This is a genomic window from Paenibacillus praedii (assembly GCF_049725345.1).
Lineage (GTDB): Bacteria > Bacillota > Bacilli > Paenibacillales > Paenibacillaceae > Pristimantibacillus.
Map to the genome: position 1 here is coordinate 107,931 of NZ_JBMWAM010000009.1, position 23,643 is coordinate 131,573.

The 23,643-nt window shown below is 47.2% G+C and carries 25 protein-coding genes; 2 read left to right on the forward strand and 23 right to left on the reverse strand.

The genetic code is table 11. The features are described from left to right. The first annotated feature begins 92 nt into the window (after positions 1–92). Positions 93–1,430 carry a DUF3895 domain-containing protein gene (locus ACO9K6_RS10825; protein ID WP_424767573.1) on the forward strand — a complete coding sequence of 446 codons (1,338 nt, stop codon included), beginning with the start codon at positions 93–95 and terminating at the stop codon, positions 1,428–1,430. A 246-nt stretch (positions 1,431–1,676) separates the two neighbouring features. Here ACO9K6_RS10825 and ACO9K6_RS10830 read toward each other — a convergent pair whose 3' ends face one another. The 8 genes from ACO9K6_RS10830 to ACO9K6_RS10865 form a co-directional block, all read right to left on the reverse strand. Continuing rightward, positions 1,677–2,555: a DUF72 domain-containing protein gene (locus tag ACO9K6_RS10830; RefSeq protein ID WP_424767574.1), complete on the reverse strand. Its 879-nt coding sequence runs from the start codon at positions 2,553–2,555 to the stop codon at positions 1,677–1,679. Positions 2,556–2,575: 20 nt separating this feature from the next. Further along, the gene (locus ACO9K6_RS10835; protein ID WP_424767575.1) at positions 2,576–3,040 is read right to left on the reverse strand and encodes an MEKHLA domain-containing protein; all 465 of its coding nucleotides are present in this window, start codon (positions 3,038–3,040) and stop codon (positions 2,576–2,578) included. Positions 3,041–3,243: 203 nt separating this feature from the next. Next, positions 3,244–4,293, reverse strand: coding sequence for a tRNA 2-selenouridine(34) synthase MnmH (gene mnmH / locus ACO9K6_RS10840; protein WP_424767576.1), 1,050 nt, complete (start codon positions 4,291–4,293; stop codon positions 3,244–3,246). A gap of 28 nt (positions 4,294–4,321) precedes the next feature. Then, a complete protein-coding gene (selD, locus tag ACO9K6_RS10845; RefSeq protein WP_424767577.1) occupies positions 4,322–5,374 on the reverse strand; it encodes a selenide, water dikinase SelD in 1,053 nt (350 codons plus the stop codon). Between the two features lie 15 nt (positions 5,375–5,389). Beyond that, positions 5,390–6,160 (reverse strand): phosphonate ABC transporter ATP-binding protein, encoded by a 771-nt coding sequence (gene phnC / locus ACO9K6_RS10850; RefSeq protein WP_424767578.1) that lies wholly within the window; start codon positions 6,158–6,160, stop codon positions 5,390–5,392. 1 nt (position 6,161) lies between these two features. After that, positions 6,162–6,908 carry a phosphonate ABC transporter, permease protein PhnE gene (phnE, locus tag ACO9K6_RS10855; RefSeq protein ID WP_424767579.1) on the reverse strand — a complete coding sequence of 249 codons (747 nt, stop codon included), beginning with the start codon at positions 6,906–6,908 and terminating at the stop codon, positions 6,162–6,164. A 2-nt stretch (positions 6,909–6,910) separates the two neighbouring features. Next, the gene (gene phnD, locus ACO9K6_RS10860; protein ID WP_424767580.1) at positions 6,911–7,852 is read right to left on the reverse strand and encodes a phosphate/phosphite/phosphonate ABC transporter substrate-binding protein; all 942 of its coding nucleotides are present in this window, start codon (positions 7,850–7,852) and stop codon (positions 6,911–6,913) included. A gap of 431 nt (positions 7,853–8,283) precedes the next feature. Beyond that, positions 8,284–10,206: a DEAD/DEAH box helicase gene (locus tag ACO9K6_RS10865; protein WP_424767581.1), complete on the reverse strand. Its 1,923-nt coding sequence runs from the start codon at positions 10,204–10,206 to the stop codon at positions 8,284–8,286. A gap of 268 nt (positions 10,207–10,474) precedes the next feature. Between ACO9K6_RS10865 and ACO9K6_RS10870 the strand changes: the two genes are divergently transcribed. Continuing rightward, on the forward strand, positions 10,475–10,855 hold the full coding sequence (locus ACO9K6_RS10870) for an SET domain-containing protein (protein ID WP_424767582.1): 381 nt from the start codon (positions 10,475–10,477) through the stop codon (positions 10,853–10,855). A gap of 283 nt (positions 10,856–11,138) precedes the next feature. On the opposite strand, the gene ACO9K6_RS10875 is transcribed toward ACO9K6_RS10870, so the two are convergent. The 15 genes from ACO9K6_RS10875 to ACO9K6_RS10945 all read right to left on the reverse strand — a co-directional run bounded on the left by ACO9K6_RS10875 (position 11,139) and on the right by ACO9K6_RS10945 (position 23,638). Next, positions 11,139–12,179 (reverse strand): NADH:flavin oxidoreductase/NADH oxidase, encoded by a 1,041-nt coding sequence (locus tag ACO9K6_RS10875; RefSeq protein ID WP_424767583.1) that lies wholly within the window; start codon positions 12,177–12,179, stop codon positions 11,139–11,141. Positions 12,180–12,450: 271 nt separating this feature from the next. Then, positions 12,451–12,882 carry a MarR family winged helix-turn-helix transcriptional regulator gene (locus ACO9K6_RS10880; protein WP_424767584.1) on the reverse strand — a complete coding sequence of 144 codons (432 nt, stop codon included), beginning with the start codon at positions 12,880–12,882 and terminating at the stop codon, positions 12,451–12,453. Between the two features lie 637 nt (positions 12,883–13,519). Beyond that, positions 13,520–13,693, reverse strand: coding sequence for a hypothetical protein (locus tag ACO9K6_RS10885; protein WP_424767585.1), 174 nt, complete (start codon positions 13,691–13,693; stop codon positions 13,520–13,522). Continuing rightward, on the reverse strand, positions 13,690–13,905 hold the full coding sequence (locus tag ACO9K6_RS10890; protein WP_424767586.1) for a hypothetical protein: 216 nt from the start codon (positions 13,903–13,905) through the stop codon (positions 13,690–13,692). Before ACO9K6_RS10890 ends, ACO9K6_RS10885 begins: the two co-directional genes overlap by 4 nt. A 42-nt stretch (positions 13,906–13,947) precedes the next feature. Continuing rightward, a complete protein-coding gene (locus tag ACO9K6_RS10895) occupies positions 13,948–15,309 on the reverse strand; it encodes an FAD-dependent oxidoreductase (RefSeq protein ID WP_424767587.1) in 1,362 nt (453 codons plus the stop codon). A gap of 295 nt (positions 15,310–15,604) precedes the next feature. After that, complete coding sequence (locus tag ACO9K6_RS10900; protein WP_424767588.1) at positions 15,605–15,817, reverse strand: hypothetical protein; 213 nt, start codon at positions 15,815–15,817, stop codon at positions 15,605–15,607. 63 nt (positions 15,818–15,880) lie between these two features. Then, entirely contained in the window at positions 15,881–16,480 is a 600-nt protein-coding gene (locus ACO9K6_RS10905; RefSeq protein ID WP_424767589.1) for a hypothetical protein, read from the reverse strand. 8 nt (positions 16,481–16,488) lie between these two features. Further along, positions 16,489–16,662 (reverse strand): hypothetical protein, encoded by a 174-nt coding sequence (locus tag ACO9K6_RS10910; RefSeq protein WP_424767590.1) that lies wholly within the window; start codon positions 16,660–16,662, stop codon positions 16,489–16,491. A 309-nt stretch (positions 16,663–16,971) separates the two neighbouring features. Continuing rightward, positions 16,972–17,991, reverse strand: coding sequence for a LacI family DNA-binding transcriptional regulator (locus ACO9K6_RS10915; protein WP_424767591.1), 1,020 nt, complete (start codon positions 17,989–17,991; stop codon positions 16,972–16,974). Positions 17,992–18,117: 126 nt separating this feature from the next. Next, positions 18,118–18,450: a hypothetical protein gene (locus ACO9K6_RS10920; RefSeq protein ID WP_424767592.1), complete on the reverse strand. Its 333-nt coding sequence runs from the start codon at positions 18,448–18,450 to the stop codon at positions 18,118–18,120. A gap of 205 nt (positions 18,451–18,655) precedes the next feature. Beyond that, on the reverse strand, positions 18,656–19,246 hold the full coding sequence (locus ACO9K6_RS10925) for a thymidine kinase (protein ID WP_424767593.1): 591 nt from the start codon (positions 19,244–19,246) through the stop codon (positions 18,656–18,658). A 91-nt stretch (positions 19,247–19,337) separates the two neighbouring features. Then, positions 19,338–20,135: a TerC family protein gene (locus ACO9K6_RS10930; protein WP_424767594.1), complete on the reverse strand. Its 798-nt coding sequence runs from the start codon at positions 20,133–20,135 to the stop codon at positions 19,338–19,340. A gap of 534 nt (positions 20,136–20,669) precedes the next feature. Next, complete coding sequence (locus tag ACO9K6_RS10935; RefSeq protein ID WP_424767595.1) at positions 20,670–21,764, reverse strand: toxic anion resistance protein; 1,095 nt, start codon at positions 21,762–21,764, stop codon at positions 20,670–20,672. A gap of 17 nt (positions 21,765–21,781) precedes the next feature. Then, on the reverse strand, positions 21,782–22,498 hold the full coding sequence (locus ACO9K6_RS10940; protein ID WP_424767596.1) for a hypothetical protein: 717 nt from the start codon (positions 22,496–22,498) through the stop codon (positions 21,782–21,784). Positions 22,499–22,618: 120 nt separating this feature from the next. Next, positions 22,619–23,638, reverse strand: coding sequence for an ATP-grasp domain-containing protein (locus ACO9K6_RS10945; RefSeq protein WP_424767597.1), 1,020 nt, complete (start codon positions 23,636–23,638; stop codon positions 22,619–22,621). Between the last annotated feature and the right edge of the window lie 5 nt (positions 23,639–23,643).

Genomic DNA, 23,643 nt, shown 5'->3' on the forward strand with positions numbered 1-23,643 from the left:
CACAAATTATAGAAGCACATATAAGGACGGAAGACATGGAAAAAGTATGTAGAACAGGATAATCTCCTTTTTTGCAGGAACGGAGGTACACAATGAAGTATGAGCCGACAATGGAACAGCGCGATGCCATAATGGGACAGCTTAGCGCGGAGCAGCGGCACTTCATGCATCATGAGCTCGTCCGAGGCAGACGAACATTGTTCGCGCGTCAGCTTGCCCGCAAGAAATGCCAGTTCATTCCGGAAGATGCTGCATTCGAGGATATCGAAGCTTTTATCGAGGAATGGGATTATATCGGATTCACTGACAGCGGCGAGGTATCTCCACATACGAAATGTGAATGCGGCCGGTCGTTGCGCTACCAGCACCAGGTGTTGCATCTTCCCACGAATACGATGCGCTACTTCGGTATCGAGCATTTGCAGCTGCATACCGGTATAGATGCTAAGGCGGTTTCCGCGATTTTGAAAGGCTTTGACGTGCTCGATGGCGAGATGAACGAGATGCTTTACAAGTATCGTGAAGGCTGGCAGCTGGCAGATCATGTATTTCTTCCACTACCCGGTGAGCTTGAAGTACCACATGATATTAGTGCGCATCTAGACGCCAAACTGCCGCTGCTCGATAGACAGGTTGCAAGACTGCGCAGCCTGCTGCGGGAGCTTGATCATGCCAGCAGACAAAAGCGTATTGCCTCCGCTCTAACCTATTTCAATGATGCCGAGGATGAATTACAAACGGAGGATGTCGAAGGTAATGGCGGTTTTAGCTTGACTGGGGCAGACAAAAGCCATGAGGCTTACTTTCCCAGCGGTGAAGTTAGCGGACAAGCCTTTCCTGCTAATAGCCAATCGGCGAGCGGGCAAGCGGCTTTTGATTTCGTTGATTCGGCAAGCGGGCAAGGCGCCTTCGACTTCGGCGAAGCCGATAACGGACAAGCGGCTTTCGACTTCGGCGATAAAGTAAGCGGCCAAGGCGCTTTCGTATTTGATGAAGCGGAAGAGAGTCAGCATACTTCGGCCTTGGGCTTTAGAGATGCTGCGGACGATAGGCTCCCTCCTAATGAGCTGAGAAATGTTACGGGCCTCTCCTTCGAAGAAGCCGGCCTAGTTTCCGACGGACGCAGCGGCATTGATCGTCTAACAAGCAGCCTTTACGTGCCGACAATCACAAAACCGTTCTACCTGCCTGCTTCCGCTCAGCGGATCGTAGATGACGCTTTGAAAAATGGACGTATCAGCACAAGAGCCGTCTCCGACTTCCTGATCGAGCAGAAGCTCGTGCAGGATGCAAGAATGTCGACAGGAAAGCCTGAAATCTACATTGCCGTTGCCGCATACCTGGACAGGCTTACGACAGCCGGCAACTGCAAGCTCGTGACGGGCGGTGCGGAGGACCGGGTTTATGCAAGCGCGAAAGCGAACAGCTAGACTGCGGACTTTCGACGAAAAAGATGGTTGATGCTTTATCAAGGATGGCAATACAGTGAAGGAAGCAGCCGAGAAGCTGCTGTTTAATATGAATACGTTTATTAGCGAGCGAAATTTGTAAAGCTGAAGTACTAGACGACTTTAACAGGCACAAATAAAGGTGCTGCCCCTATGCGGAGTGATCTGCTAATGAGACTGCACCTTTTGTTTTATACCGATGCGGCATTCCGACTAATCCAGGTTTCCCTAAAACAAATCCAGCTGCTCAATCACAGGAGGCGGCGGTTCAATAGGTCTGCCGCCGTCCGGTCTTCGCAGGCCAAGCATCTCCATCATCTGCTTCGCATTATCCGCAGCATCGCCGCCGGAGTTATTGTTGAAGATGACGCAAATATGCTCGCACTCCTGCTGCAGCTTCTCCAGCCTGTCTACCCACTCGCCCAGCTCTTCCTCGCTGTAGCGGTATAAATACCGCACCTCCCGCCAGTTCGCCGCTCCGCCCTGATTCCAGCCCGTGACGTTACGTCCATGGAACCGGACGATCGTGATCTCGCTGTCCGTCGCCTCAAGCACGGTCGGAATCGATCCGAGTCCCGCTTGCGGCTCATCGCAGACGCTATGAATCCACTGCTCCTGCTTCATAAATGACAGCGTCTTGACGCGGAATTCGGGCGTAAACCAGCTCTGATGACGGAACTCCAATGCGCAAGGAATTCCACCCATTCTTGCCTTCGCTTCCCGAATTACCCGTACGTTCTCACGCGTGCAATCGAACCACGGCGGATATTGGAACAGCGCCGCCCTCAGCCTGCCAGCTTCAATTGCTGGCGTAAGCATCTCACGGAACGCCGCGAACATATCGTCCAGTTCGGTTGGCTGCGCAGGCGCGCCCCGCTGATGCCCGGTCATCCCTTGGTACGCCTTCACTACAAAATGAAGCGAGCTTGGCGTTTCATCGACCCATTTGGCAAACCGGGCCTTGGATTGTATCGCATAAAAAGTACTATCCACCTCCACCAGCGGGAAGTGCTTCGCATATTGGCTCAGCTTGCTGCCTGCTTTCGAGCCCAGGGTATACAGCTGATCATAATCCCCCCAGCCGGCCAGCCCGATATGGATCGGCATGCTAACCCCTCCTTATAGGCTTACAAATAACGATACTCCGTGAAGGCTGCAGCTTGCCCTCTATACACGCCTTCTTCGTCTACTACATTCCATACCGTCGCATTCACGATATAGAAACGGATGCCAGTGCTTGAAATACGGATACCCGTGTAGTTATCGACATAGCCATTTGCCGTGACCGCCTCGAAGAAGCGTGCCCGCTCCGCGCGCTCCATCGGCTCAGCGGTCAGTCTCGAAGGGGTGCTTGTGAACTTCTCCCAATCCATTTCCCATAGCTTAAGCCCGAGGCTGTTCCCAAACTGGAGCACGGGATCAGCTTCCGTTCCGTGCGACAGAACGACCTTAGACGCTTGAAACAGCTGCTCCCATGCACTCTGGTCTTCCTGAAGCTCAATCAACTCTTTCCCCGTCCATCTGCGGTAGCTGTACAGCAGCAGTCTTGCATGCTCTTCGGTTGCTCCGGTCCCCGTTTGCTGTAATCGCATTCTACACTACCTCTCGATTTGTTCGTTTCCTTTACGTATATCATGAGAAAAGCCGTTTGTCCAATTTACTGAGATTGTTGCCTGAGTCCCGCGCCGTCTTTAGCGGTAAAGCTCAAAAAAACCGCACGACCGCCCTGAGCCGCTGTAAGTCCAACAGCTTCACGATGGCAATGCGATTTCTATTTTCCTTACTTTATATAAAATTATCCTGCCTCCTGGTCTGGCAGCTTCGGCAACGTAAGAACGATTTCTTCCAAAGCTTGATCCAGATTGGAGGCGCCAATGTCTATTTTTTGCTGCTCATATTGCTCTGCAGCATATTGATAGCGGGGGTCATAATAGTGCAGCAGCAGCAGCTTAGCCGCTTCGTTAAACTGGTCATCCTTTAACGACTGACGTATTGCAGCGGCGATAGGCGTATGAATCCGCTTCTCAATTTTTTCGAATGAGCGTATAAAATCTTCTTTATTTTCCTCAGGCTTATAGTCGTTTAAGATGTTAGCCACTCTTTCTTCGAGCGGAATTTCAATGTGTAGCGTTGTACCTTTTTCTTTGGCTTTAATAAGAAATTCAGGCAATACTACTTTGCCGACTCGTTTACTTTCCGCCTCAATGATTAGATATGGCGCATTTCTCAAACGAATAAGCTCATGGACTAACTGCGAATCAAACGACTTTTGATTGCTCGGCATTTTCCCGATATGGCCAAAAATCGAACCTCGGTGCTGTGCCATTAATTCCAGATTGATAACAGGGTAACCCATTTCCTGTAACCGGCTTAACAGCTCTGTTTTACCTGTCCCGGTATTCCCGTTAATGACGTAACATGGGGGCAGTTCAGTAAAACCTTCTAATGTTTCTACGACCCATTTACGGTAAGCACGAAAACCTCCATTCAGGCGAAACATCTTTAAACCCATGAGCGAGGCTAATGTGGCCGATGTCCTGCTCCGCATGCCGCCCCGCCAGCAAAACACGATTTTGTGCGGAGGACCGCTTTCCCCGATTGCCCGAATAAAGCCCGGCAGCTTGCCTGATACAATTTCCAGTCCTCTATCTTTGGCCGCCTCCACGCTTTCTTGCTTGTACAGCGTACCTATTTCCGCTCTCTCCGTATCGTCAAAGATCGGTATGTTCACGCTGCCAGGGATCGTAGACTCTGCAAATTCAGATTGCGAGCGGACGTCAATCAACTGCGTTTTCCCTTGGCGGTGCAGCTCGAGAAGTTCCTCTACCGTGATATCCTGAAACATATCGTTTTACAGCTCCTTTAATATGACACTAAGCAGTTACAAAAATATGTCCGGGCTGTTCGGCGGTAACCTCACCGATCATATGCGCGTCCACACCTGCGGTTTGCAGCTTGCCCAGCAGCGCATCGGCCTGCTCCGAATCAATCGATATCAGCAAGCCTCCCGATGTAACCGCGTCGCAAAGAATCCATTGGTCAATTTGGTCCAGCTCCTCGGAAAACGTAACCGAGCCCTCAAGGTGTGCGTAATTATTTTTTGTGCCTCCGGGTACGAAGCCCGCTTCCGCCAATTCGCGTACTCGCGGTAAGACTGGCACATCAGCTTTGAATATGCGGATACCAACGCCGCTGCCCTTAGCCATTTCCGAAGCGTGGCCCAAAAGGCCAAAGCCGGTAACGTCGGTGCAAGAATGAACGTCATAAGGCTCCATCGTCTCAGCCGCTGCTTTGTTCAACGTCGCCATCACCTGAATAACCCGTGTAATCTCGTCATCTGCTAACTGATCTTTCTTGATAGAGGTCGTAAGAATGCCTACACCAATCGGCTTGGTCAGAATCAGCTTATCGCCGGGCTTCGCTCCTGCGTTTGTCCGTACTTTGCCTGGATGTATAAGCCCCGTAACCGCCAGCCCGAATTTGGGCTCTTTGTCATCAATGGAATGCCCGCCAACCAGCGTTGCCCCCGCTTCCTTGACCTTGTCCGCAGCGCCTCGCAAAATATCGGTGAGAACCTGCTTCGGAAGCGTACTAATCGGAAAGGCAACGATATTCAATACAGTAAGCGGTTTGCCCCCCATCGCATAAATATCGCTAATCGCATTTGCCGCAGCCACCTGTCCGAAGGAGTACGGGTCATCCACAATAGGCGTAAAAAAGTCAACGGTCTGTACAAGCGCAAGCTCATCATTTAGCTTGTAAACACCAGCGTCATCGCTTGTATCGAGCCCGACCAGCAAATTAGGATTCGGTTCCGCGACCGGAAGGTTCCGAAGCACTTCTGAGAGATCGGCAGGGCCGATTTTGCAGCCGCAGCCCCCTTTGCTTGAAAGACTTGTTAATTTAATCGAATTTAATTCTGACATGAACACCATTCCTCTCTAAGTTAAAATGTGAGCGCCGTCCTTTTCTTCATCAAGCGGATAAATGGTACGCAGTTCTTTATCTCCCAGCTGATCAGGAGTTCCGTCAAATGAAATGCGACCATCCGTTATACCTATTATTCGTGTGGCATACGCTCGTGCTATAGCTACATCATGTAGATTTAGCACGATGGTTATCCCTCTTTCAACATGCATGCTCCTGATAAACATCATAACCCGTTCCGCAGTCACCGCGTCCAGATTAGATATTGGCTCATCTCCCAACAGAAGCGATGGCTGCTGCATCAGCACGCGCGCGATGGCCACACGCTGCTTTTGCCCGCCGCTCAAACCCTCCACACGCCGCTTCGCCAAATGCGCAATGCCTACCTCTCGAAGCGCAGCGAGCGCCCGGGCTTGATCTTCCCTTCTAAACGCGCCAATGAGACTGCGCCAGAGCGGCATGTCCGCAAAATGTCCAGCGATAACGTTCGTGAGCACCGTCATTCTTGGCAGTAAATTAAATTGTTGAAAAACCATTCCCATTTCACTGCGCATGCTGCGCAGCTGTTGCGGATTCATTCGAGTAACCAGGCGGTTGTTCCAAACAATCTCGCCGGAGTCTGGCTCTACAAGCCGATTGATACAGCGGATCAATGTCGATTTCCCTGCCCCGCTCCTGCCAAGTACAGCTACGAATTCCCCAGGCCGAATGCTTAAATCCACCCTATCCAAGGCCGGTGATTTCTCCCCCGGATATTTTTTGCAAATCCCTTTGAGCTCCAGCATCTTACTTCACCCGCTTTCGGATCCAAGCGCCGAGGTAATCCACAGCCGTGACTAGAACCATAATAAGCAGTACATCAAATGTCACCTTTTGATACATAAACTGCTTGAAGTCATTATACAGCATCTGACCTAGTCCGCCGGCACCGACGATTCCGAGGATCAAGGTTGTACGAATCGCCACCTCAAGCCTATAAAAGTATTGGGACAGCACAATAGGCAGCATTTGAGGAATAATGCCATATATCGCGACGAGAAGCCGAGTGCCGCCGAGTGCTTTTACCGCTTCCTGCGGTCCTTCATCCGTTGACTCAATCATCTCGGATATTAATTTGCCAAACACGCCAATATTGTGAATGATCAGCGCCATGATCGCCGGCAAAGGACCGAGTCCGAGTGTTGGAATAAAGACCAGAGCCAGTACAAGCTCTGGTATTGATCGAATAAGATTAAACAAGAATCGCATAGAATCATAGAGCCAGCGAAACGGAGCCCAATTCCGCGCCGCGAGAAAGCTTAACGGGAAGGCAATCAGTACTGCAACAAGTGTGCTGAACACGGCGATTTCAAGTGTAACCAGCATTTCTTTCAACGCAATTCGCCAATCTGTTAGATCTATAGGAAACCAATGCTCGGATATGAAGCGGAACGTATTGCCAAGATCGCCGAACGATCCCGTTGTAATGTTCACGCCCGCTCCTGACCACAGAAGAAGGGCAACGACCACCGTGACAACAGCAATTTTTTTCACTTCTACTGCCGCGGCTTGATGCGTCCGTCTTCTATAGCTGCCTGCCGAATCGATTCATAATCCTCATTGCTCGCCTTTGTAAAAGCACTTGCCCCTCCAAATGCATTCAAGATATCAGCATCCGTAATGGCAAGCATAGTGTCCTGTATGATTTGAATGTCACTATCGGATAGAGTATTCACAACAGCCCAAGGATATTGAAAAAGCTCTTCCGATTTCCAAATGATTTTTATTTTATCTCCGTCTACCTTACCCTGCTTAACCAAGCTGTTAAAGTACGCACTATCGATGGCCCCTACGTCGCTCATTTTGTTTTGAATGGCAAGCGCTGTTGCCGTGTGGTCCCCAGTGTAAGTGACACTCTTAAACGCATTCTCCTGCTGGGTCTTAAACACACCTGCTTTTTTAAGAGCAATACCGGGAATAAGACTTCCCGATGTCGAGCTGATGTCGCCAAACGCATAACGGATATTGCCCGCTTCCCTCACAACGTCATCAAGCGAGGCATAGGGAGAATCCGCCGGCGCGATCATATAGGAATAATAAAAAGGCTTACCTTCGATGAGCTGAGTGACAATCGCCTTCACGTCATACCGCTCATGCGCTTCCACATATGTGAGCGGCCCGAGGTAAGACATCTGAACCTTGCCTGCCCCCATTGCTTCTACCACACCGTTATAATCCGGATATACTTCAGCACGAACCGTGTAACCCAGCTTCTCCGTCAACAGGTCTGCGAGCTTGTCAGCGCCCAGCTCCATCTGATTGCTGCCTTGTGCAGGAATCACACCAATGAGAAGCTCATCGCGCTTCTCACCATTCTGTTCCTGCTGGGTATTTTCATTACCCGATTCTTTATTTCCTTGATTACCGCATGCGACAATAAGCACGCAAGAAATCAATATACATATTAATACATTAAAGGATGGTTTTAATCGAATCATTTTTCTTTTCTCCTTCTATTTATAAATTGTTTTCAATAACTGAGATTACCACAGTTTCTGTCGAAAAAAAAGAAAAGCTCCCAATTCCGCATGCGGGACTGCACTGCAAACGCCAAAATCGAGTAGGCCTATGCGCATGCGCATAGGCCTCTTACAGATCCGGGCGTGCGCGTCATCGCACTAGTGGTGGAGCGGCAATGCGAATGAACTTAGTACTTAGCCCGAAAATGTCCAACTTAATTAGGACGCAATATAGCTACGTTGCACTTTGTACAACAGATTGGACGGATACTCGCTACCTCGCTCACTACATTGTACTCCATACAACAGGATCTGGATTTCACCAGCTTTCCTGCCGATTCTGGACAATTCTGCTGCAAATATGCAATGTAACTTGAGTGAGCCCTTTATTGGCCAGCTTCTAATTTCTATCATCCCATCTTCTTGACGGAATAGCTCTGCTCTTGCCGCTGCTGCCGGGCCTCGTCCAGATAAAGCGTAAATTTGGAGTCCCCGCTGTAGGAGATGTAAAGCCACTCCAGTGCGCGGGTCATTGCGATATAAAACAGCGATACCTCGCGCTCCTCCACCTCTTCCAGCGAAAAAGGCATGTTTTCCGCATTGACGATAAAAACGGCCCGGAAATCGAGGCCCTTCGCGCTTTCGATGGACGATACGTTAATCGCGTCGCCGGACCTGCCAAGCTCGTGATTCTCTTCGGCGCTCCCCGTAATCCAATGGAGCGGCAGCCCTTGCCTCATTAACTCCCTGCGAATCGTATCGATATACGAGGAATAGTAGTTACTTTTCACACGATACAATATAACTATTTCGGAAAGAGGAATGTGGTGTTCCTTATGCAAGTATTGAATATGCTGCACGACCTCCCGAAGCTCTTCCTGGATGCTGCCGCACCTTTTAATCGACGGCTCCGGCCCGGTTCTCCTTGTGCTCTGAGGAGGGATAATCTCGACTCCTTTCGTCGAGCCGTACTGAACCTTATTCTGGAGCAGCGAATGCCGCTGATAGAAATCCCAAGCAAACTGGGCAATCTGTGCCGTGTTGCGATAATTGATGCTGAGAATACGCGAGCGCCCCCGAAAATCAAGCCCCGTGTCCTGCAGCAAGCTGGATTTCCGCTTAAAAAAAGATTGAGCACGATCCTCAACTAGCAGAAAGTTCTGTGTAGCCGGATTTAGCAAATAGCTAAGCAGCTTCAGCCATTCCGGCTGAAAATCCTGGCCCTCGTCGATTAGGATAGCTTCATAATTAGGAAGAATTGCTTCCTTTCTCTCCAGCTTGCCAATAAGCGCAGGAATATCCGCATCTCTGGCGTTCAGCGCCTTTTGCAGCCACTCATGAAAGTGATAAACCTCCACGTTTTGCTGGCGAAGCTTGCCGTCCTTCTGCTCCGCCAGTCTGATCCAGTCCAGCAGATCCTCCGGCTCGTCCATCATCTGGTCAATCATTTGCTGAAGGCTTTGAGACAAGGCGAAACTGTTGCAGAGAACGAGAATCTTCCAATCCGGATAATGGTTAGCCAGAAGCTTGGCACGGGTTGCGAGGACAAGCGTTTTCCCGCTCCCTGCAACGCCCCGAATGAGCCGATGACGATCACCGAGCTGTTTCGCCATATTTTCCTGGCGCAGATCCAGCGTCTTCATATTGTGAAGAGACAGTACGAGCTGCTCCTGATCATTCGCCGACTGACGGAATTCCGTACTGATCCTTGCCTCAGGTATCAAGTGACGACGAATGGCCCCAATATCCTCCTGCGATAAAAGATACCGTTTGCGGCTCCACTCCGTAAACATGCCATGAATTTTCTCAATCAGGACGGCTTCGGAAAACCCAACATCATCCGCATCGATTTCTTCGCGGCAAAGCACGAATGCTTGCGAGATGATATCATATAAGTTGTATTCGATGAAATCCTTCTGTTTCATCCGCGCAAACACCGTTCCGAAGCCGTATGCGAACTTGAGCTGCCCTTGAAATTTTCCTTCCAGCTGAATGAGTCTGTCGTCCTTCTTAAGCTCGGCAACCACATGGCGCAAACTATCCCTCGCATGTTGATAGGGGTTCTGAACAGTTTCCAGTTGTCCCGCAGACGTGTATACCTGCCATTCCTCGCGGTCAACCTCGAATAGAGAGGACCTCGTATAATCGTTCACTTCCAGAACGACCACTCCCAGATCGGGACCTATAATCACAAAGTCCGGCCGGCTCCCCTCAATTTCCGGCTCGAAATATACCACATAATCGCTCGGCAAATGATCCTTTAGCGACCGAAACAATAATCGTTCTCCTGCTGTCGCGCTCGTCCGAATAACCTCCGGGACCATGTAAGCCATTTTTTATCACCTCACGTTCTGATTATTTAAGGTACCAAGGATGCTTTTTCATACCAACTAGACGCATAAGCGATATGTACAGTTGCATGACGTATGGATATGTTGTTAAATCAAATTATGGTGGTCAATTTAATTATGTCAGTATAGTTTTAAAATAATGGTTATAATATTTAATTGCTGTTTTACCGAGGATGAGTTAAAATAATTGTTTCCAGCCTTTTCAAGTGAGTAATGGAATCCACAAACTAAAAACGTGTAGGAGACTAGCATGATCGAGATAAAAAAGTCCAAGCTTAGCAATGGAGAGTTCAATAGAGGTGTTTTTGCGACACGTGATATATCAAAGGGTGATCTTATCCATGAAGCTCCGGTCATTCCTTATCCTAATGAGGATGATGTTTTCATAGAAAAAACAATACTCGCAGATTATGTTTTTCAGTATGGCGCTAACCATACGGCCATCCTCTTAGGATATGGCAGTTTGTTTAACCATTCCTATACCCCTAATGCCACTTATGAAATTAACTTTGAAAATCACACATTTGACTTCTATGCCTATACAGACATAAAAGCAGGGGATGAGATACTAATCAACTATAATGGTGACGTCGATTGCAACGATCCTTTATGGTTTTATGAAAAAGATTAAAAGTGCCTGCTTATCTAACTCTCCTGTTTATTTCTAAATCGTTCTATACATTTCAATTTATGATTAATGAGCTATACTGAACGTCAGTATCGCAAAGGCTGCCGTGCAAAAACTTTGGCAGCCTTTTTATTACGATGCGGCTCTTTGGTGGTTCGACCCTTTCCTAAAAAAGACTTTCACAGAAAAATAGAGAGGAGCTGCCTTTCGGCAGCTCTCCCTCTTCAACTAACGGTTCATTCATGATATCTAAATAAGGAATTTTTACTCCCTTAGGAATAGATCCCTACCCTTGTATTCCTCTTGGAAATCCATTTTCATACTGCTTTGGTATAAGCGTCTCTTTACTAAGCTTCACTGCGGCTTCCAATGCCCAATAAGGATTTCTGAGCATTCCTCTTCCTACAGCAACAAGGTCTGCCTCTTCGTTTCCAATAACCGCGTTGGCAAGTACCGGCTCATCCAATCTTCCAACAGCAATAACCGGAATATTGAGAGTCTGCTTGATTTCTCTTGCTAATGGCACTTGGTATGCAACATGTGTACCCGGTCTACCCTCAGCAGCGATTGGTCCTTCTCCTCCCGCGCTGATATGGAACATATCTACACCTGCTTCTTTATATTCTTTAGAAAACGCTGTGCTCTCCTTAATTCCATATCCGCCTTCTACGTATTCTTGAGCGGATATTCGCATAATTAGCGGCATATCTGCAGGCATTTCACTTTTTGCTGCTTGAATAACTTCTACACCAAATTTAGTTAAATCTTTTCCGTACTCATCCGTTCTTTGATTCGTTAACGGCGAGTGGAATTGGTGAATTAAGTATCCATGAGCACCATGAAGCTCAATCGTATCTACCCCAGCCTTTATAGCACGTTGCACTGCCTTACGGAATTTTTCAACCATTTGTTTTACTTCATCTGTTGTAAGTGCTCTTGGTGTTTTTGATTTACCATCAAAAGGAACAGCCGATGGTGCAACAGGAACAGCAGCATCCTCAGCTTTACGCCCCGCGTGAGCAATTTGAATACCAACTTTAGCTCCATGCTGATGACAAGCTTCAACAATACGTGCTAAGGCAGGAATATGATCATCTGACCACAAGCCTAAATCAAAGTCTGTAATACGGCCATCGGGCTCAACATCCGTCATTTCAATAATGATGAGGCTAGCTCCCCCAATAGCTCGACTTACGTAATGCATGTAATGCCAATCGGTTGCGATACCGTCTTTTTCCGTTACGGAGTATTGACACATTGGAGGCATAACGACCCGATTTCTTAGCTCTAACCCTTTTAACTGATATGTACTAAATAGATGATTCATTATGATAACTCCTTTTTAACAATTACTCGGCGACAGAACTAACTTACACTCGAAATCCAAACATTTCGAACAAGCTTTAATAGTCAGGCCGGATTTTTTAAACTAGGTTTCCCACATATGTCAAACACATTCATCTGGCCAAAAATAAATGCATGTGCATGCATTTAAAATAGCATAATACAAATCATCCCGTCAACTCTCAGATATGACAAGCGAAATTCAAAGTATAACGTTTTACGAGAAAATATCTTCATTTTATGCCATTGGCTATTTATTGTTCTTGATGAATTAATTGTTGCAGCAGGTTTTGGAGCTCTATTCTCGGCAGCTCTTTTGCAAGGACTGTTTGGAAGGTAACTAAAGCTTTTTCGAGCTTATCTTCACCTATTTCGGTCAAAGACGTGTAGACGGCTCTGCGATCATCTTTACAAATAGATCTTTGTAAGGCACCACAGCCCTTTTCTTCAAATCGGCTTACAAGTCTTGACATAGCGCTCTGACTTAGACCAACCAAATTTTCTAATTGTTGCAGCCTCAACTTTTTATCTGGCGCTCCGAATAAAAATAAAAGCAAATAAAACTCTTTTAGCGATATCTGATGATTGTCCTGCAGAGCGGCTTCCAGTGCATTAGCAATGTTCATCTGGATCTGAGTTAACGATAACCAACTCGTTATAAGATTATTATTTTGTTCATTTTCCATGTAACGATCACCTATTTCACCATATCTATTTGAAGTAAACAGAGGAATAATTACTAAGCTTCGGCCTTCCTCATTTGAGTAAGGCTCTTATGATTATATCACCTTTCCTTCATTTAACGAGGCTGAATTAAAAACAGCGAATCCTTTAACAGCATACATTAGCTAATGTTATTTCATCGTATTACATTATCTGGAAAGACGACTCAGTTCTTATGCAATTTCTTCCGGCGGAGCCGAAGGCTCCCTTTCTTAGCCGCAAGTACGCATCTGCCGCAAGATTGGCAGCTTCTAGAAAGGAACGCTCCCCCGTATGCTTATAAGCAAGCGTAAATCCATAGATAGCCCATGCTTGAGCTCGAGCCCACGTCGAAGCTGTCGCATGACCCTGGTGTGTGCCTGGCCCCGCTGGAAGACCCGTTTTCGCGTCGAAATCATACGTATGGCAGACCGTCCCATCCTTTCTCATCAAATAGCGAAAGTTCGTCATCGCATGCTACTTGGCTATTTCACGATACAAGGAATGGCCGGTCACTTCAGAAGCCCAGAATAGAAGCGGCAGATTCATTAGACAGTCTACAATGATTTTGCCCTCATCCTCATCCGTTTCCAAATGGCCCCATGCCCGAATAAATTGACCCTACTTATTGAATCGCTCAGTGAGCATCCGGGCTGCCTTCAGGGCCAATTCTTTCGCGCTCTGACTTCCTGTAAATTGATAATCCGCATTCGCCGACAGATAGAACTGAAAACCGAGATCATGACCGGAGTGCGGTCCCGTTTTCTCCAAGATCGTCTCCAGTTCGTCCGTCATCCCCTAGCCTTGTCAGCATATTTCTGATCACCCGTGTACTGATAGAGCAGCCACAGCAGACCTGGCCAGAAGCCTGCCATCCACATAATCTTCGGATGAAAACCTTTCTTGTACGAATTGCCCTGAGAAACATGTGGAATTTGTAAGCCGTTAAAATGCAGCGAAGCATCAGCGACAGCCTTCGCCCTGCTCAAAGCAGCGGTATATTTCACGATTCCATTCCCCTTTCTGCAACCGTAACTTCCATTACTTAATCAATTCGGCATTTTTGCCAGACCGAGATTAGCTTTGCCCTCCAGCAGCATCTCCTGCAGCTTGCCGATCGGAACATCAGCTGTATTATACTGTTGCTTTACCGCTATAGCCGCAGCGGTACCGGCTGCCTGACCGAGAGCCATGCAGCTAGGCGTCAACCGTGTCGTTGCCTGCGCTTCATGCGTGGTGGAGATACATCTGCCGGCGAGCAGCAGATTGTTTACATTCTTAGCTACGATACATCGATAGGGAATGTCATAGGCTCCGCCTTCCTTTATAAAATTAGCCGTAATCCCTTCTCCCTCCGGATTATGAATATCCACGGGATAGCCGCTGCGGGCGATAACATCGTTGAATTTGGTTGCATTCAGCACATCCGTACCGGTCAGTACGTATTCACCAATGATGCGTCGTGATTCCCGAATGCCAATCTGCGTGCCTACCTGGGATACATAGGCCTGCTGGAAGCCCGGAATAGACTCCTGAAAGAACTTCTCCAGCATCATGACTTGTCTGCGTCCTTCAATCTCCGCCAGTGTCAGATCCTCAATTAGATTGGGATCCAGTCCGGACACTCGGCTGATATTGATCAGCACTTCATCCTCTCTGGGTCCTGCGAAGAACAATACACCGTCACGCGGAATCGGCAGTCCTGCCTGTTTCCACTGCTTGTAAAAACCCATTACACCTGTGAGCGGCAGCTCATCCAATTGTGAAATTAATGATTTATTATAAAATTGATCCGGCGACTGCTTCATGTATTCCTTGATTTGGTTCAGCTGTACGCCCTTCATACGAAACTTCATCGTCATCGGCTGAACCTTGGCGTCTTCGTTGCCCTTCTCCCAAGGCGCCCCGGCGTGATAGGCCACATCACCGTCTCCTGTCGCATCGATATAAACCGATGCGCGGATCGTGAGTTGTCCGCTTTTACTGTGAAGCACAATCCCGCTTATTCTTCCAGCATCAGTTTCTACGCCGGTCACTATCGCGTGAAGCAGCAGTTCCACGCCAGACTCCTGCAGCATATCGAAAGCCAGCACCTTATAAGCCTCCTGCTCATAAGGCGTTACTGAATATACGAATCCAATCGTATCTCGAAGATGTCCCGGTGAAGCATTCTGCTTCATGAGATTATCAACTATTTCTTGGGCGATTCCGTGAATGACCTGCTCTCCTGAATAGGAGTGAAAGGTCATCCATGGATAGACAAGGGCGAGCGTAGACATCCCTCCAAGAAAGCCATATCGTTCTACAAGTATCGTTCTCGCACCCGACCGGGCAGCAGCAAGTGCGGCAACAATACCCGCAGGACCGCCGCCCAACACAGCAACGTCATAATGATCTGTAAACTTATTCACTGCCTTCTAACCTCCCACAACCGTGGAGCGCTCCCAAAATTGGACTGAAAAGGTCTATTTCACGCGCTCATCCGGATAAACTCCTGCTCTGTTCTCCTGCCTCATTCACCAATTATTCTAGAAGACTCCCTCTTAAAAATTATAATCGGGAGCGCTCCCATATAGAATCATTATTAAATATTTTACATCATTTGTCAACAAAAAGGATTGTCAGTAATCCGCGGAGAGTCCCGATTATTCGGAGATCTCCACGCTTATTCATAAGCTTACATGTGCAGCAGCATACGCTGTATCATTACCAGCCTAGAAAGCTAATCTTTTCACCCTCCTTTGTCCCGCCAACATATTCCCATTCCCCCAATTCCGGAACGAATCGAAATACCGCAGTTACCCATTCACCTTCCAGCAAGGTCGTATCATAAGGTAGCGATACACGGACCTGGCCATTAAAGGCATCGAACTTGTGCATAAGGCCATCACGCTGCTTAAACACTTCAAATTCATACATGGACCCGCCATAGCTCCAATGCAGGTACTCGCTTTGATCTCCAAGCAGTTGGCCATAATCGGACTATTCTACCTCTCTCAGAATTTGAGCAGCTTGAGAATCCTCCGGAAGCACAGATTCGAAGAAGGGATGAACATAGCTTCGACCCCAATAAGCAAATAGCGTATCGAGCTGATTGGAATTATTGGCGCCGCTTCCATCCAGAATTTCCCAGAAAAAACCTGCATTATAGGCGATATGCTCTATTTGAACCGACGGCAGCGCCTTCAAGAGCGCCTCCTTTAGTCGCTCGGTGAACTCCAGATACGTATGAAGGAACAGCTTTTGACCTTGCACTGCTGCTCCGTTCTGTTGCTGAACACCGATATCCTCCGGCCATAATGAGATGCGATCCAAAGTAGAAATTTCTTTGCAATAGGCTGACAACCTATGAAAAAAATTATTTTGCCAGCTGATATCGGTATAATCTAATTGCTTCTTGGCCGTATAGGGATGATCGGCTGTCTGCCCCTCTGGCCCAGCTCCATTAAGAAAAAACTTCATGCTATGCCCGCCCAATGTAAGCTTCATCCCCCGCTTCGCTATCTCCGGTTCAAGCTTATGCCGCAGCCGATCCCATAATTGAAAGGTGCAGAAGATCTCAGACATCCGATTTTTAGCCATCCAATCGATCATCTCAAGCATATACGCGAAATATATTCATAGACGGGGAACAGCGTAGCCCGCTCATTATTCCCGGATATCCAAATACGGTTATTCTGCTCCAGCAAAACGTATTGATCCTTATCGGAAGTTGCCTCCAGCATTTCCGGCAGCTCGATCGATAGATCTATGCCACTTTGCATAAGATCGTCCCATGTGCCGATAATACAACCATTACGGGGCAACACTGCCGTCTCTAAACCTATTACTGTAACCGATTGCTCATCCTCAGTCCACTGCTGCAGCTCTTCCCGTGAAAATTCCAGAACGATCCGTTTTCTCTGGTCCCTTCCCCCACCTTGACGTTTCAGCGCTTTCCCATTCTCTGCTCAAATATTATCCATATCACCCTCCTTTTTTGAGCGCTCCCATATACTTTTTAAAAGAAAACGGCATTTATCCTCTTCGCCAGAGAAAGTCTGCCGCTACTCTTTTCTATCCACTATTTTCCTCTAATAAATGAGAGAACTCTCTCTTATCTCTAGACTATTCTCAACAAGGATGTCATGACCTGCTTCTGTCTCAAGCTCTTTATTCATCAGCTTCATCAGCAATTCCGTTGCCATCTGCCCCAGGATATGCTTGTTCTGGTTGACGGTCGAGAGCTTGGGGTTAAAATAAGACGAGGCTTGTATATTATCATAGCCAACAACGGAAACATCCAGCGGAACCTTAACCCCTCGCGCCTTCATCGCCTCAATTGCACCGAAAGCCATCAGGTCATTGCCCGCGAATAACGCATCGAACGATCCGCCTTTCTCTAGAAGCCGATCAATCTGCTCCCATGCAACCTCCTGATTCGCCTGACCATCGACAATCAGAGACAGGTCCATGCTGATGCCATACTCCTTCAACGCCTTCTGATAGCCAGCCATCTTCTCTCCTTCATGGTAGGTATCCGGGAAGCCTCTTAGAAAAACAATCCGTGTACGACCTTGTTCCAGAAGATGCTTCGTTGCATCGTACGCTCCCTGCCTATAATTGGATGTCACGCAGAATAATGGAACCTGATGAAAGTGTCGCTTGCCCACCAGTACGAATGGAAGTTGCTTTTCCTTGAAGTAGACCAAATACTCTTCCCGAATATTCTCTCCCATCACGATAAGGCCGTCTACCTTCTTCTTATCCCCAATACGTTTCCAATATTCATGATCCATCTCCGAGCGATTGGCAAACAGCAGCAAATCATATTGATTTAACGTTAAATGGTTTTGAATACCTTGAAGCACCTCATAAAAAATATGGTGCGACAGAAAATTCGAATCATTCCCAAACACCACAACACCGATATTCTCCGTCTTGCCGCCTGCAAGACTGCGCGCTTGAGCATTCGGATGATACCCGGTTTGTTGAATGATGCTTAATACCTTTTCCCTTACCAACGGCTTGACGCCAGGCTGATTATTGACGACCCGAGATACCGTTCCCCTTGATACGCCTGCCAGCTTTGCGATCGTTTCCAACGTGTGCATCTTGTCTACCCTGCTTTCATTAGAGCGCTCCCACAATTATAAGCTTATTATGTGTAATACGTTGTCCGTTGTCAATAAACCGTTCGTAGCGAATACACTTATAATTTTAGGTACTTAAACTCTAGTCTATTGCACCACTACTATCTCTTGATCCAACTCATCACGGTCAAGATAATCTGCCGATATCCATTCATAGTTTACCAAGCCAAGCTTCTGTGCCATTGTGTGCGCTGGCGGCTCCTCGGATGTAAAGACATCCTCATTCAGATCAAACAAGGATTCAATATCTTCTGCCGAGTTGCCTTGCTCCGTAATTAATTGTCTGATCAATGCAATATCATAAAGGTTTTTCTCGATCTGGATATCATCTGTCCAATCACACTTGTACTCAAAAACTAGTTCATCCTTGTTAAATATCCGCAGCTCCCATCCATGGTCAACCGCAAAAATATAATGCACCAGTAAACCTGCCTTGCAAAATTCAACTCGATACCGTATGAAAAATTCATCTTGCCAAAAGCCTTCCACCCTTGTTTAACGTCCGCCCACTCATCGTCAACCATGCTGTAATAGACTGAATCACGATGATAACCATCTGGCATCGTTAACAAAAGAAAGTCCCCAGCCTGAATAATCAGGTTGAGGACTCTTCATTACTATTAAATTAAGCTTTACGAAACGCATTATTATAGCAGCGTCTGCAGACCGGTTTATAATCCTCGTTGCCGCCGATCTGGATTTGCTCGCCGGCATTCATAGGTTGTCCTTCATTAAATCGAATAACCATCGTTGCCTTGCGGTCGCAAAACCAGCAAATCGTCTTTATTTCTTCGATTTTATCGGCCTGTACGAGCAAATTATAGCTGCCTTCGAACAGCTGGTTTTGAAAATCATTTTTCAAACCAAAAGCCATGACCGGTATGTTCAGCTCGTCCACAACTTGAGTGAGCTCGAGAATGTGATGCTTCTTCAAAAATTGCGCCTCATCGATAAGCACGCAGTAGATTTTCGAATTCGCCGATGACGCTACGTGCGCTTTTACGCTCTCATAGAGATTCGTTTCTTCATAGACCGCAATAGCTGCACGCTCGAAGCCAACCCTTGAGCCAACGCGATCCTCATAACCTCTCGCGCTAACAGATGGCGAGTAGATGAGAACCGGTTTGCCTTGCTCCTCATAATTGTGAGCGACTTTAATGATTTCGAACGATTTGCCGCTGTTCATTGTTCCATATTTGTAATACAGCTGAGCCAATTCAATCTCCTCCTGCAACAGTTCAATACTCCTATTATACAGGAAGCGGAAGTGATCACGAGCAATAACTTCAGTTTTTCCCCAAAGCCTATTAACGAGCAGCCTCAGCTACGTTATCATTGTCTTCTTCTTCTTTCGTACTCGACAGGAAGTAGCCGAGCACTGCGATCAGAACAAGCACGATGTAGAACGTAAGCTTCCACGCTGTCGAATGTGCAAATTCGTAAGAAATAATGCCGACAGACGGGTGGGACAACGTGTATACCGCGAGCTTTACCCCTACCCAGCCAACGATGATAAATGCCGCTGTTTCCAATCCAGGCTTGCGGTGAAGCAACTTTACGAATACCGTTGCAGCGAAACGCATAATGACGAGTCCGATAAAGCCGCCAAGGAAGATGATGATAAAGTGACCGCCATCCATGCCCCCGATTTTCGGCAGGTTTGTAGTTGGAAGTGCCACGGCAAGAGCTACAGCTGCAAGGATAGAATCGACCGCGAACGCAATATCGGCAATTTCAACCTTAAATACTGTAAACCAAAAGCCGCTTTTTTTCTTTTCTTTCTTCTGTTCCTCAGCAGCCTCATCCTCTGCTTTCTTAACGAGTACTTTTCTAAAGAGATGATTCAGCGCTATAAATAACAGGTATAATGCACCAATTGCCTGCACCTGCCATACATTTACTAAGAACGAGATTGCGAATAACGAACCGAAGCGAAATACGAAAGCACCCGCCAATCCGTAAAACAATGCTTTCTTACGCTGCTTCTCGGGCAAATGCTTAACCATAATCGCAAGGACAAGCGCATTATCTGCCGCTAGCAATCCCTCAAGCGCAATCAGGACAAGCAATACCCAGCCATACTCCATCAATAAACCTAAATCCATCTCTATTCCTCCTTGTTTTCGTTCAGTCAGCACCAAAAAAGAGACCTTTGCCTTGGGTAGGCAAAGGTCTCGCTAACAACGTTGTGGCGTTGCCAATAAAGCCGGAGAAGGTCGATTCTCGTATTGACGACTTTATTGTGGAAGCTACTCCCCTTTGGAGCTGGGTACTAACCTATATAATCTGAACTTGTATCTAGCATACATCTTGATACGAGTTATCTCAACAATAAGTTTCACAAATGATAAAAATAATATTCAACGCCAAATAAACAATCCCATACGTAAACTCCAGACGGAACATCTCCGATCAGCTAATAAAATATCACCCTATTACATGAATGAGAGACGAACGCCAATAGAATCTTAGTCATATTCTTCCATAATAAACTCTGCTCTTTCCGAGCTTGCAATGACAATCAGCACAATAACGAGCACAAAAAGAGAAATACTGCCCAGCATAGCAGCAACACCTCGGTTTTTTCTTTAACAGTATGCCGGGCATTATCACTTTATGTGCTTATGCTTATTTTTTCTTTATTCCAAAAATCCTTTTGCCGCAGGTGACTGAATTTGAGCTTGACCTGCACTGGAGCCCTCTTGGAGACCGAGACGCTGTCCCACCTGCTGGTTGATCTGCGTCATCTTCTGCGTCTGCTGCGAAACGGTCTGAATGATCTGACGGTTGGAATTCTCATACTTGTCCATCGCTGAGAACAGATCCGACATCGCGCGCTCCACAAGCTCCATGCTCATTGCTGGCTTCGTGAGCGCCTGATTCGCTCTGTCCGCCGTCTCATTCAGAAGACGCGCATTTTCCGCGAATTGATTGCCGAGCATTTCATTTGTCGAATTAACCGCTTCAATCGCCTTCATCTGATCGTCAATCGCACTTGCAATAAGAACGGATACCGACATCAAATGCTGCGTCTTATCAATCGAGCTGTCAAGCGCATCCATCAGCTTATCATTCGTATCATTAATAATATCGGTAGCGGCAATAGCCTGCTGGTATAGCATAACCATTTCCGTATACGTCTGAAGCTTAGTCACGACCTTGCGAAGCCCACGCTCCAGATGCGTCTTGCGGTGCTCATTCTCCGGCTTCGCTATTTCTTCCTCGAACATCGTTTTAAGACGATTTCCGTATTCAATCAGCAGCTGCAAATCATACACATTATCCAAGCTGCTGCGCTTCAAGTTTCTCATATGAACGACGTTCTCTTCGAGATTATCCCGACCGTCACGCAGCGATTTTACGATAACCTCTACATTCGTTTTGGCTGATTGATATTTATAAATATAATTTTTCATGGGCGCCTTGCGCAGCAGCTTCTGTACGAGGGTGAGCTGTTTGCTTCTACTCAAATCCTCCACCTCATTGCGAAGCTTCAGCATGTTACTCGCTACCTCGTTCCGCTTGCCAGACATCAGGTCGGAAAGTGGACGCTCCAGCATCGTCAGCGTCTGACTGGAGCGCTGCAGCGTCTTCTGCCCCTTATTTGTAATTTCATCCATAAGGGAGTCCAGCTGCATGACGTCTGTCGAAGCTAATTTCTGCATCGTGTTCTGAACCTCTTGCTCCACCTTGCTTAAATCATCGTTCTTCAATTGTACGAGCTGTTGTGCCATCGTTAATTCCTCCTCTATTAGTCGTTAAGACGATAACGTTGTTGAATTAATTCAGCCTTTGTATGCAGCTCCATCAAATCCTTCTGCTCCAATGTCTTCGTATAGAAGGTGAGCTTGGAGTCCACATCCTTAATGCCGTCCAAGAGCAAGCGCCGGTTTTGCCGCTTCGCTTCGCCGCTGAGTCGAAGGAACGGATTAATCGTTGAATTAAGATCCTTCCTGACAAGTCGAACGATATTATGATTGATGCCGGAATCTCCAAGTGCAACCAGATCCGGTATTAAGCGATTCAAACGTGCAAGCAGCGATAACGTTTTCTGGACGATTTCATCATCCAGATTATTTTTCTCGCCCTCCAGCAGAACCATATCTTCAATAATCCCAATATATTCTTGAGCGGAAGCGAGCTCAGGATCCATCGGCGGTCCGGCAGGAGCAGGTGGCTGCAACGTCTGTGGCGCCATTTGCGGTACAGGCTGATTATTAGAACCTGCTGGACGGACTGAGCCCGCATTCTGATTTGGGATGGGCGGGACCTGCGGCCTGACCTGAAGCTCTATATCACGAACCTGCTCCGCGAATTTCTTACGGTCCCGTTGCCTGAGCAGCATCGCGCCAAAAAGTCCAACAACTGGAACAGCTAACGCAATAAAGGGGGATGAAATAAAATAAACAATTAGAGCAACGACATAGCTGCCCAATGCAAAAGCGATTGTCTTATTCATTGTACTCATTGTTGCACCTCCATCCGGAATGTACAGCATCAAGAAGCAGAGCTTGTATACATCATTTAATTATGTCGTTTTTTGTGTATGGAAGTCAATTGGAAGTACGATCTATTGGGAAAATTGAGTCTATAACTCGTTCATCAGCAGCGGCTGCTCCACATAGCCAGCCTGAATGCCGAACCTCGGAGTCGGAGCGTCGATTTCCTTGCCCAGCAGCGCTTGAACAGCTAAATATGGCATGTTGACTCCTGAAAGACACGTAATATAAAGACCGCCCGACATGCGCGGATTGATCTCCAATAGCTTCGGCACACCTTGGTTATAACGCACCTGAATATTAAAAGCATAAGGAATGCGAAGGCTTTGCGCGATGCGAGCCGCTATATCGAGCAGCTCGGGCTGCTCCTCCAGAAGATACGTTCGCCCCGTCGATTTGCGGCGCGGAATCGCTGTAATCAGCTTTCCCTCAGCGCTCGAAACGCAATCGATGCTGTATTCAACACCATCCAGCAGCTCCATCACCATCAAATTTTCGAATCGGTCGGTTAAGGATAAGGTCTCATAGGCTTGTTGAAAGCTCGTCGACAAGGTCACGTAGCCATACAACTCAGCAAGCGGATCACGAGCATTGTCGATAATCCGGAAGCCCATTCCGCCTTCGGATTTCGTTGGCTTGAAGCATACCTTATGCCCCTCTGCCGAAATTTCTTCATATGCCTGCTTGAATTGCTCGGCCGTGTTCACAACGCGGTAGTTTGGAATCGCAACCAGTTCCTTGTCCGCCAGCGCTTCATAAAACTTATCCTTCTCGATCATCGCATCAAGCAGCTCGATATTGCGGCACACCATTACCTTCGTGCCGATTTCATCAAATAAATGCACATAACGCGAAATTTCCTCCATATGTAGACGAGGAATGAAGATATCTATCCGATTTTCCTTGCAGAAATCCACACAAAATTGTACATACTCAAATCCAAAGACTGCCGGCTCCGTCCCTTTATGATCGGCTGCCAGAAGCGATATATGATGAATATCGGGATGCGTGCCGTAAAATTCAAATTGCTCGCCATCCGGATTATTTCGAATCATATTGATATAGTGGTACGCAACCGAAAACCAACGATTCATATAAACCCGTATCATATCCG

Bases quoted from the DNA above. Each gene is read 5' to 3' on its own strand.
- ACO9K6_RS10885 (WP_424767585.1), bottom strand. From the start codon at position 13,693: ATGACGGACGAACTGGAGACGATCTTGGAGAAAACGGGACCGCACTCC.
- ACO9K6_RS10940 (WP_424767596.1), bottom strand. From the start codon at position 22,498: ATGAGTACAATGAATAAGACAATCGCTTTTGCATTGGGCAGCTATGTC.
- ACO9K6_RS10935 (WP_424767595.1), bottom strand. From the start codon at position 21,764: ATGGCACAACAGCTCGTACAATTGAAGAACGATGATTTAAGCAAGGTG.
- phnD (WP_424767580.1), bottom strand. From the start codon at position 7,852: ATGATTCGATTAAAACCATCCTTTAATGTATTAATATGTATATTGATT.
- mnmH (WP_424767576.1), bottom strand. From the start codon at position 4,293: ATGTTTCAGGATATCACGGTAGAGGAACTTCTCGAGCTGCACCGCCAA.
- ACO9K6_RS10835 (WP_424767575.1), bottom strand. From the start codon at position 3,040: ATGCGATTACAGCAAACGGGGACCGGAGCAACCGAAGAGCATGCAAGA.
- ACO9K6_RS10880 (WP_424767584.1), bottom strand. From the start codon at position 12,882: ATGGAAAATGAACAAAATAATAATCTTATAACGAGTTGGTTATCGTTA.
- ACO9K6_RS10900 (WP_424767588.1), bottom strand. From the start codon at position 15,817: ATGTATGAATTTGAAGTGTTTAAGCAGCGTGATGGCCTTATGCACAAG.
- ACO9K6_RS10825 (WP_424767573.1), top strand. From the start codon at position 93: ATGAAGTATGAGCCGACAATGGAACAGCGCGATGCCATAATGGGACAG.
- ACO9K6_RS10930 (WP_424767594.1), bottom strand. From the start codon at position 20,135: ATGGATTTAGGTTTATTGATGGAGTATGGCTGGGTATTGCTTGTCCTG.
- phnC (WP_424767578.1), bottom strand. From the start codon at position 6,160: ATGCTGGAGCTCAAAGGGATTTGCAAAAAATATCCGGGGGAGAAATCA.
- ACO9K6_RS10915 (WP_424767591.1), bottom strand. From the start codon at position 17,991: ATGCACACGTTGGAAACGATCGCAAAGCTGGCAGGCGTATCAAGGGGA.
- selD (WP_424767577.1), bottom strand. From the start codon at position 5,374: ATGTCAGAATTAAATTCGATTAAATTAACAAGTCTTTCAAGCAAAGGG.
- ACO9K6_RS10910 (WP_424767590.1), bottom strand. From the start codon at position 16,662: ATGCAAAGTGGCATAGATCTATCGATCGAGCTGCCGGAAATGCTGGAG.
- ACO9K6_RS10830 (WP_424767574.1), bottom strand. From the start codon at position 2,555: ATGCCGATCCATATCGGGCTGGCCGGCTGGGGGGATTATGATCAGCTG.
- ACO9K6_RS10905 (WP_424767589.1), bottom strand. From the start codon at position 16,480: ATGGCTAAAAATCGGATGTCTGAGATCTTCTGCACCTTTCAATTATGG.
- ACO9K6_RS10945 (WP_424767597.1), bottom strand. From the start codon at position 23,638: ATGATACGGGTTTATATGAATCGTTGGTTTTCGGTTGCGTACCACTAT.
- ACO9K6_RS10865 (WP_424767581.1), bottom strand. From the start codon at position 10,206: ATGGCTTACATGGTCCCGGAGGTTATTCGGACGAGCGCGACAGCAGGA.
- ACO9K6_RS10870 (WP_424767582.1), top strand. From the start codon at position 10,475: ATGATCGAGATAAAAAAGTCCAAGCTTAGCAATGGAGAGTTCAATAGA.
- ACO9K6_RS10875 (WP_424767583.1), bottom strand. From the start codon at position 12,179: ATGAATCATCTATTTAGTACATATCAGTTAAAAGGGTTAGAGCTAAGA.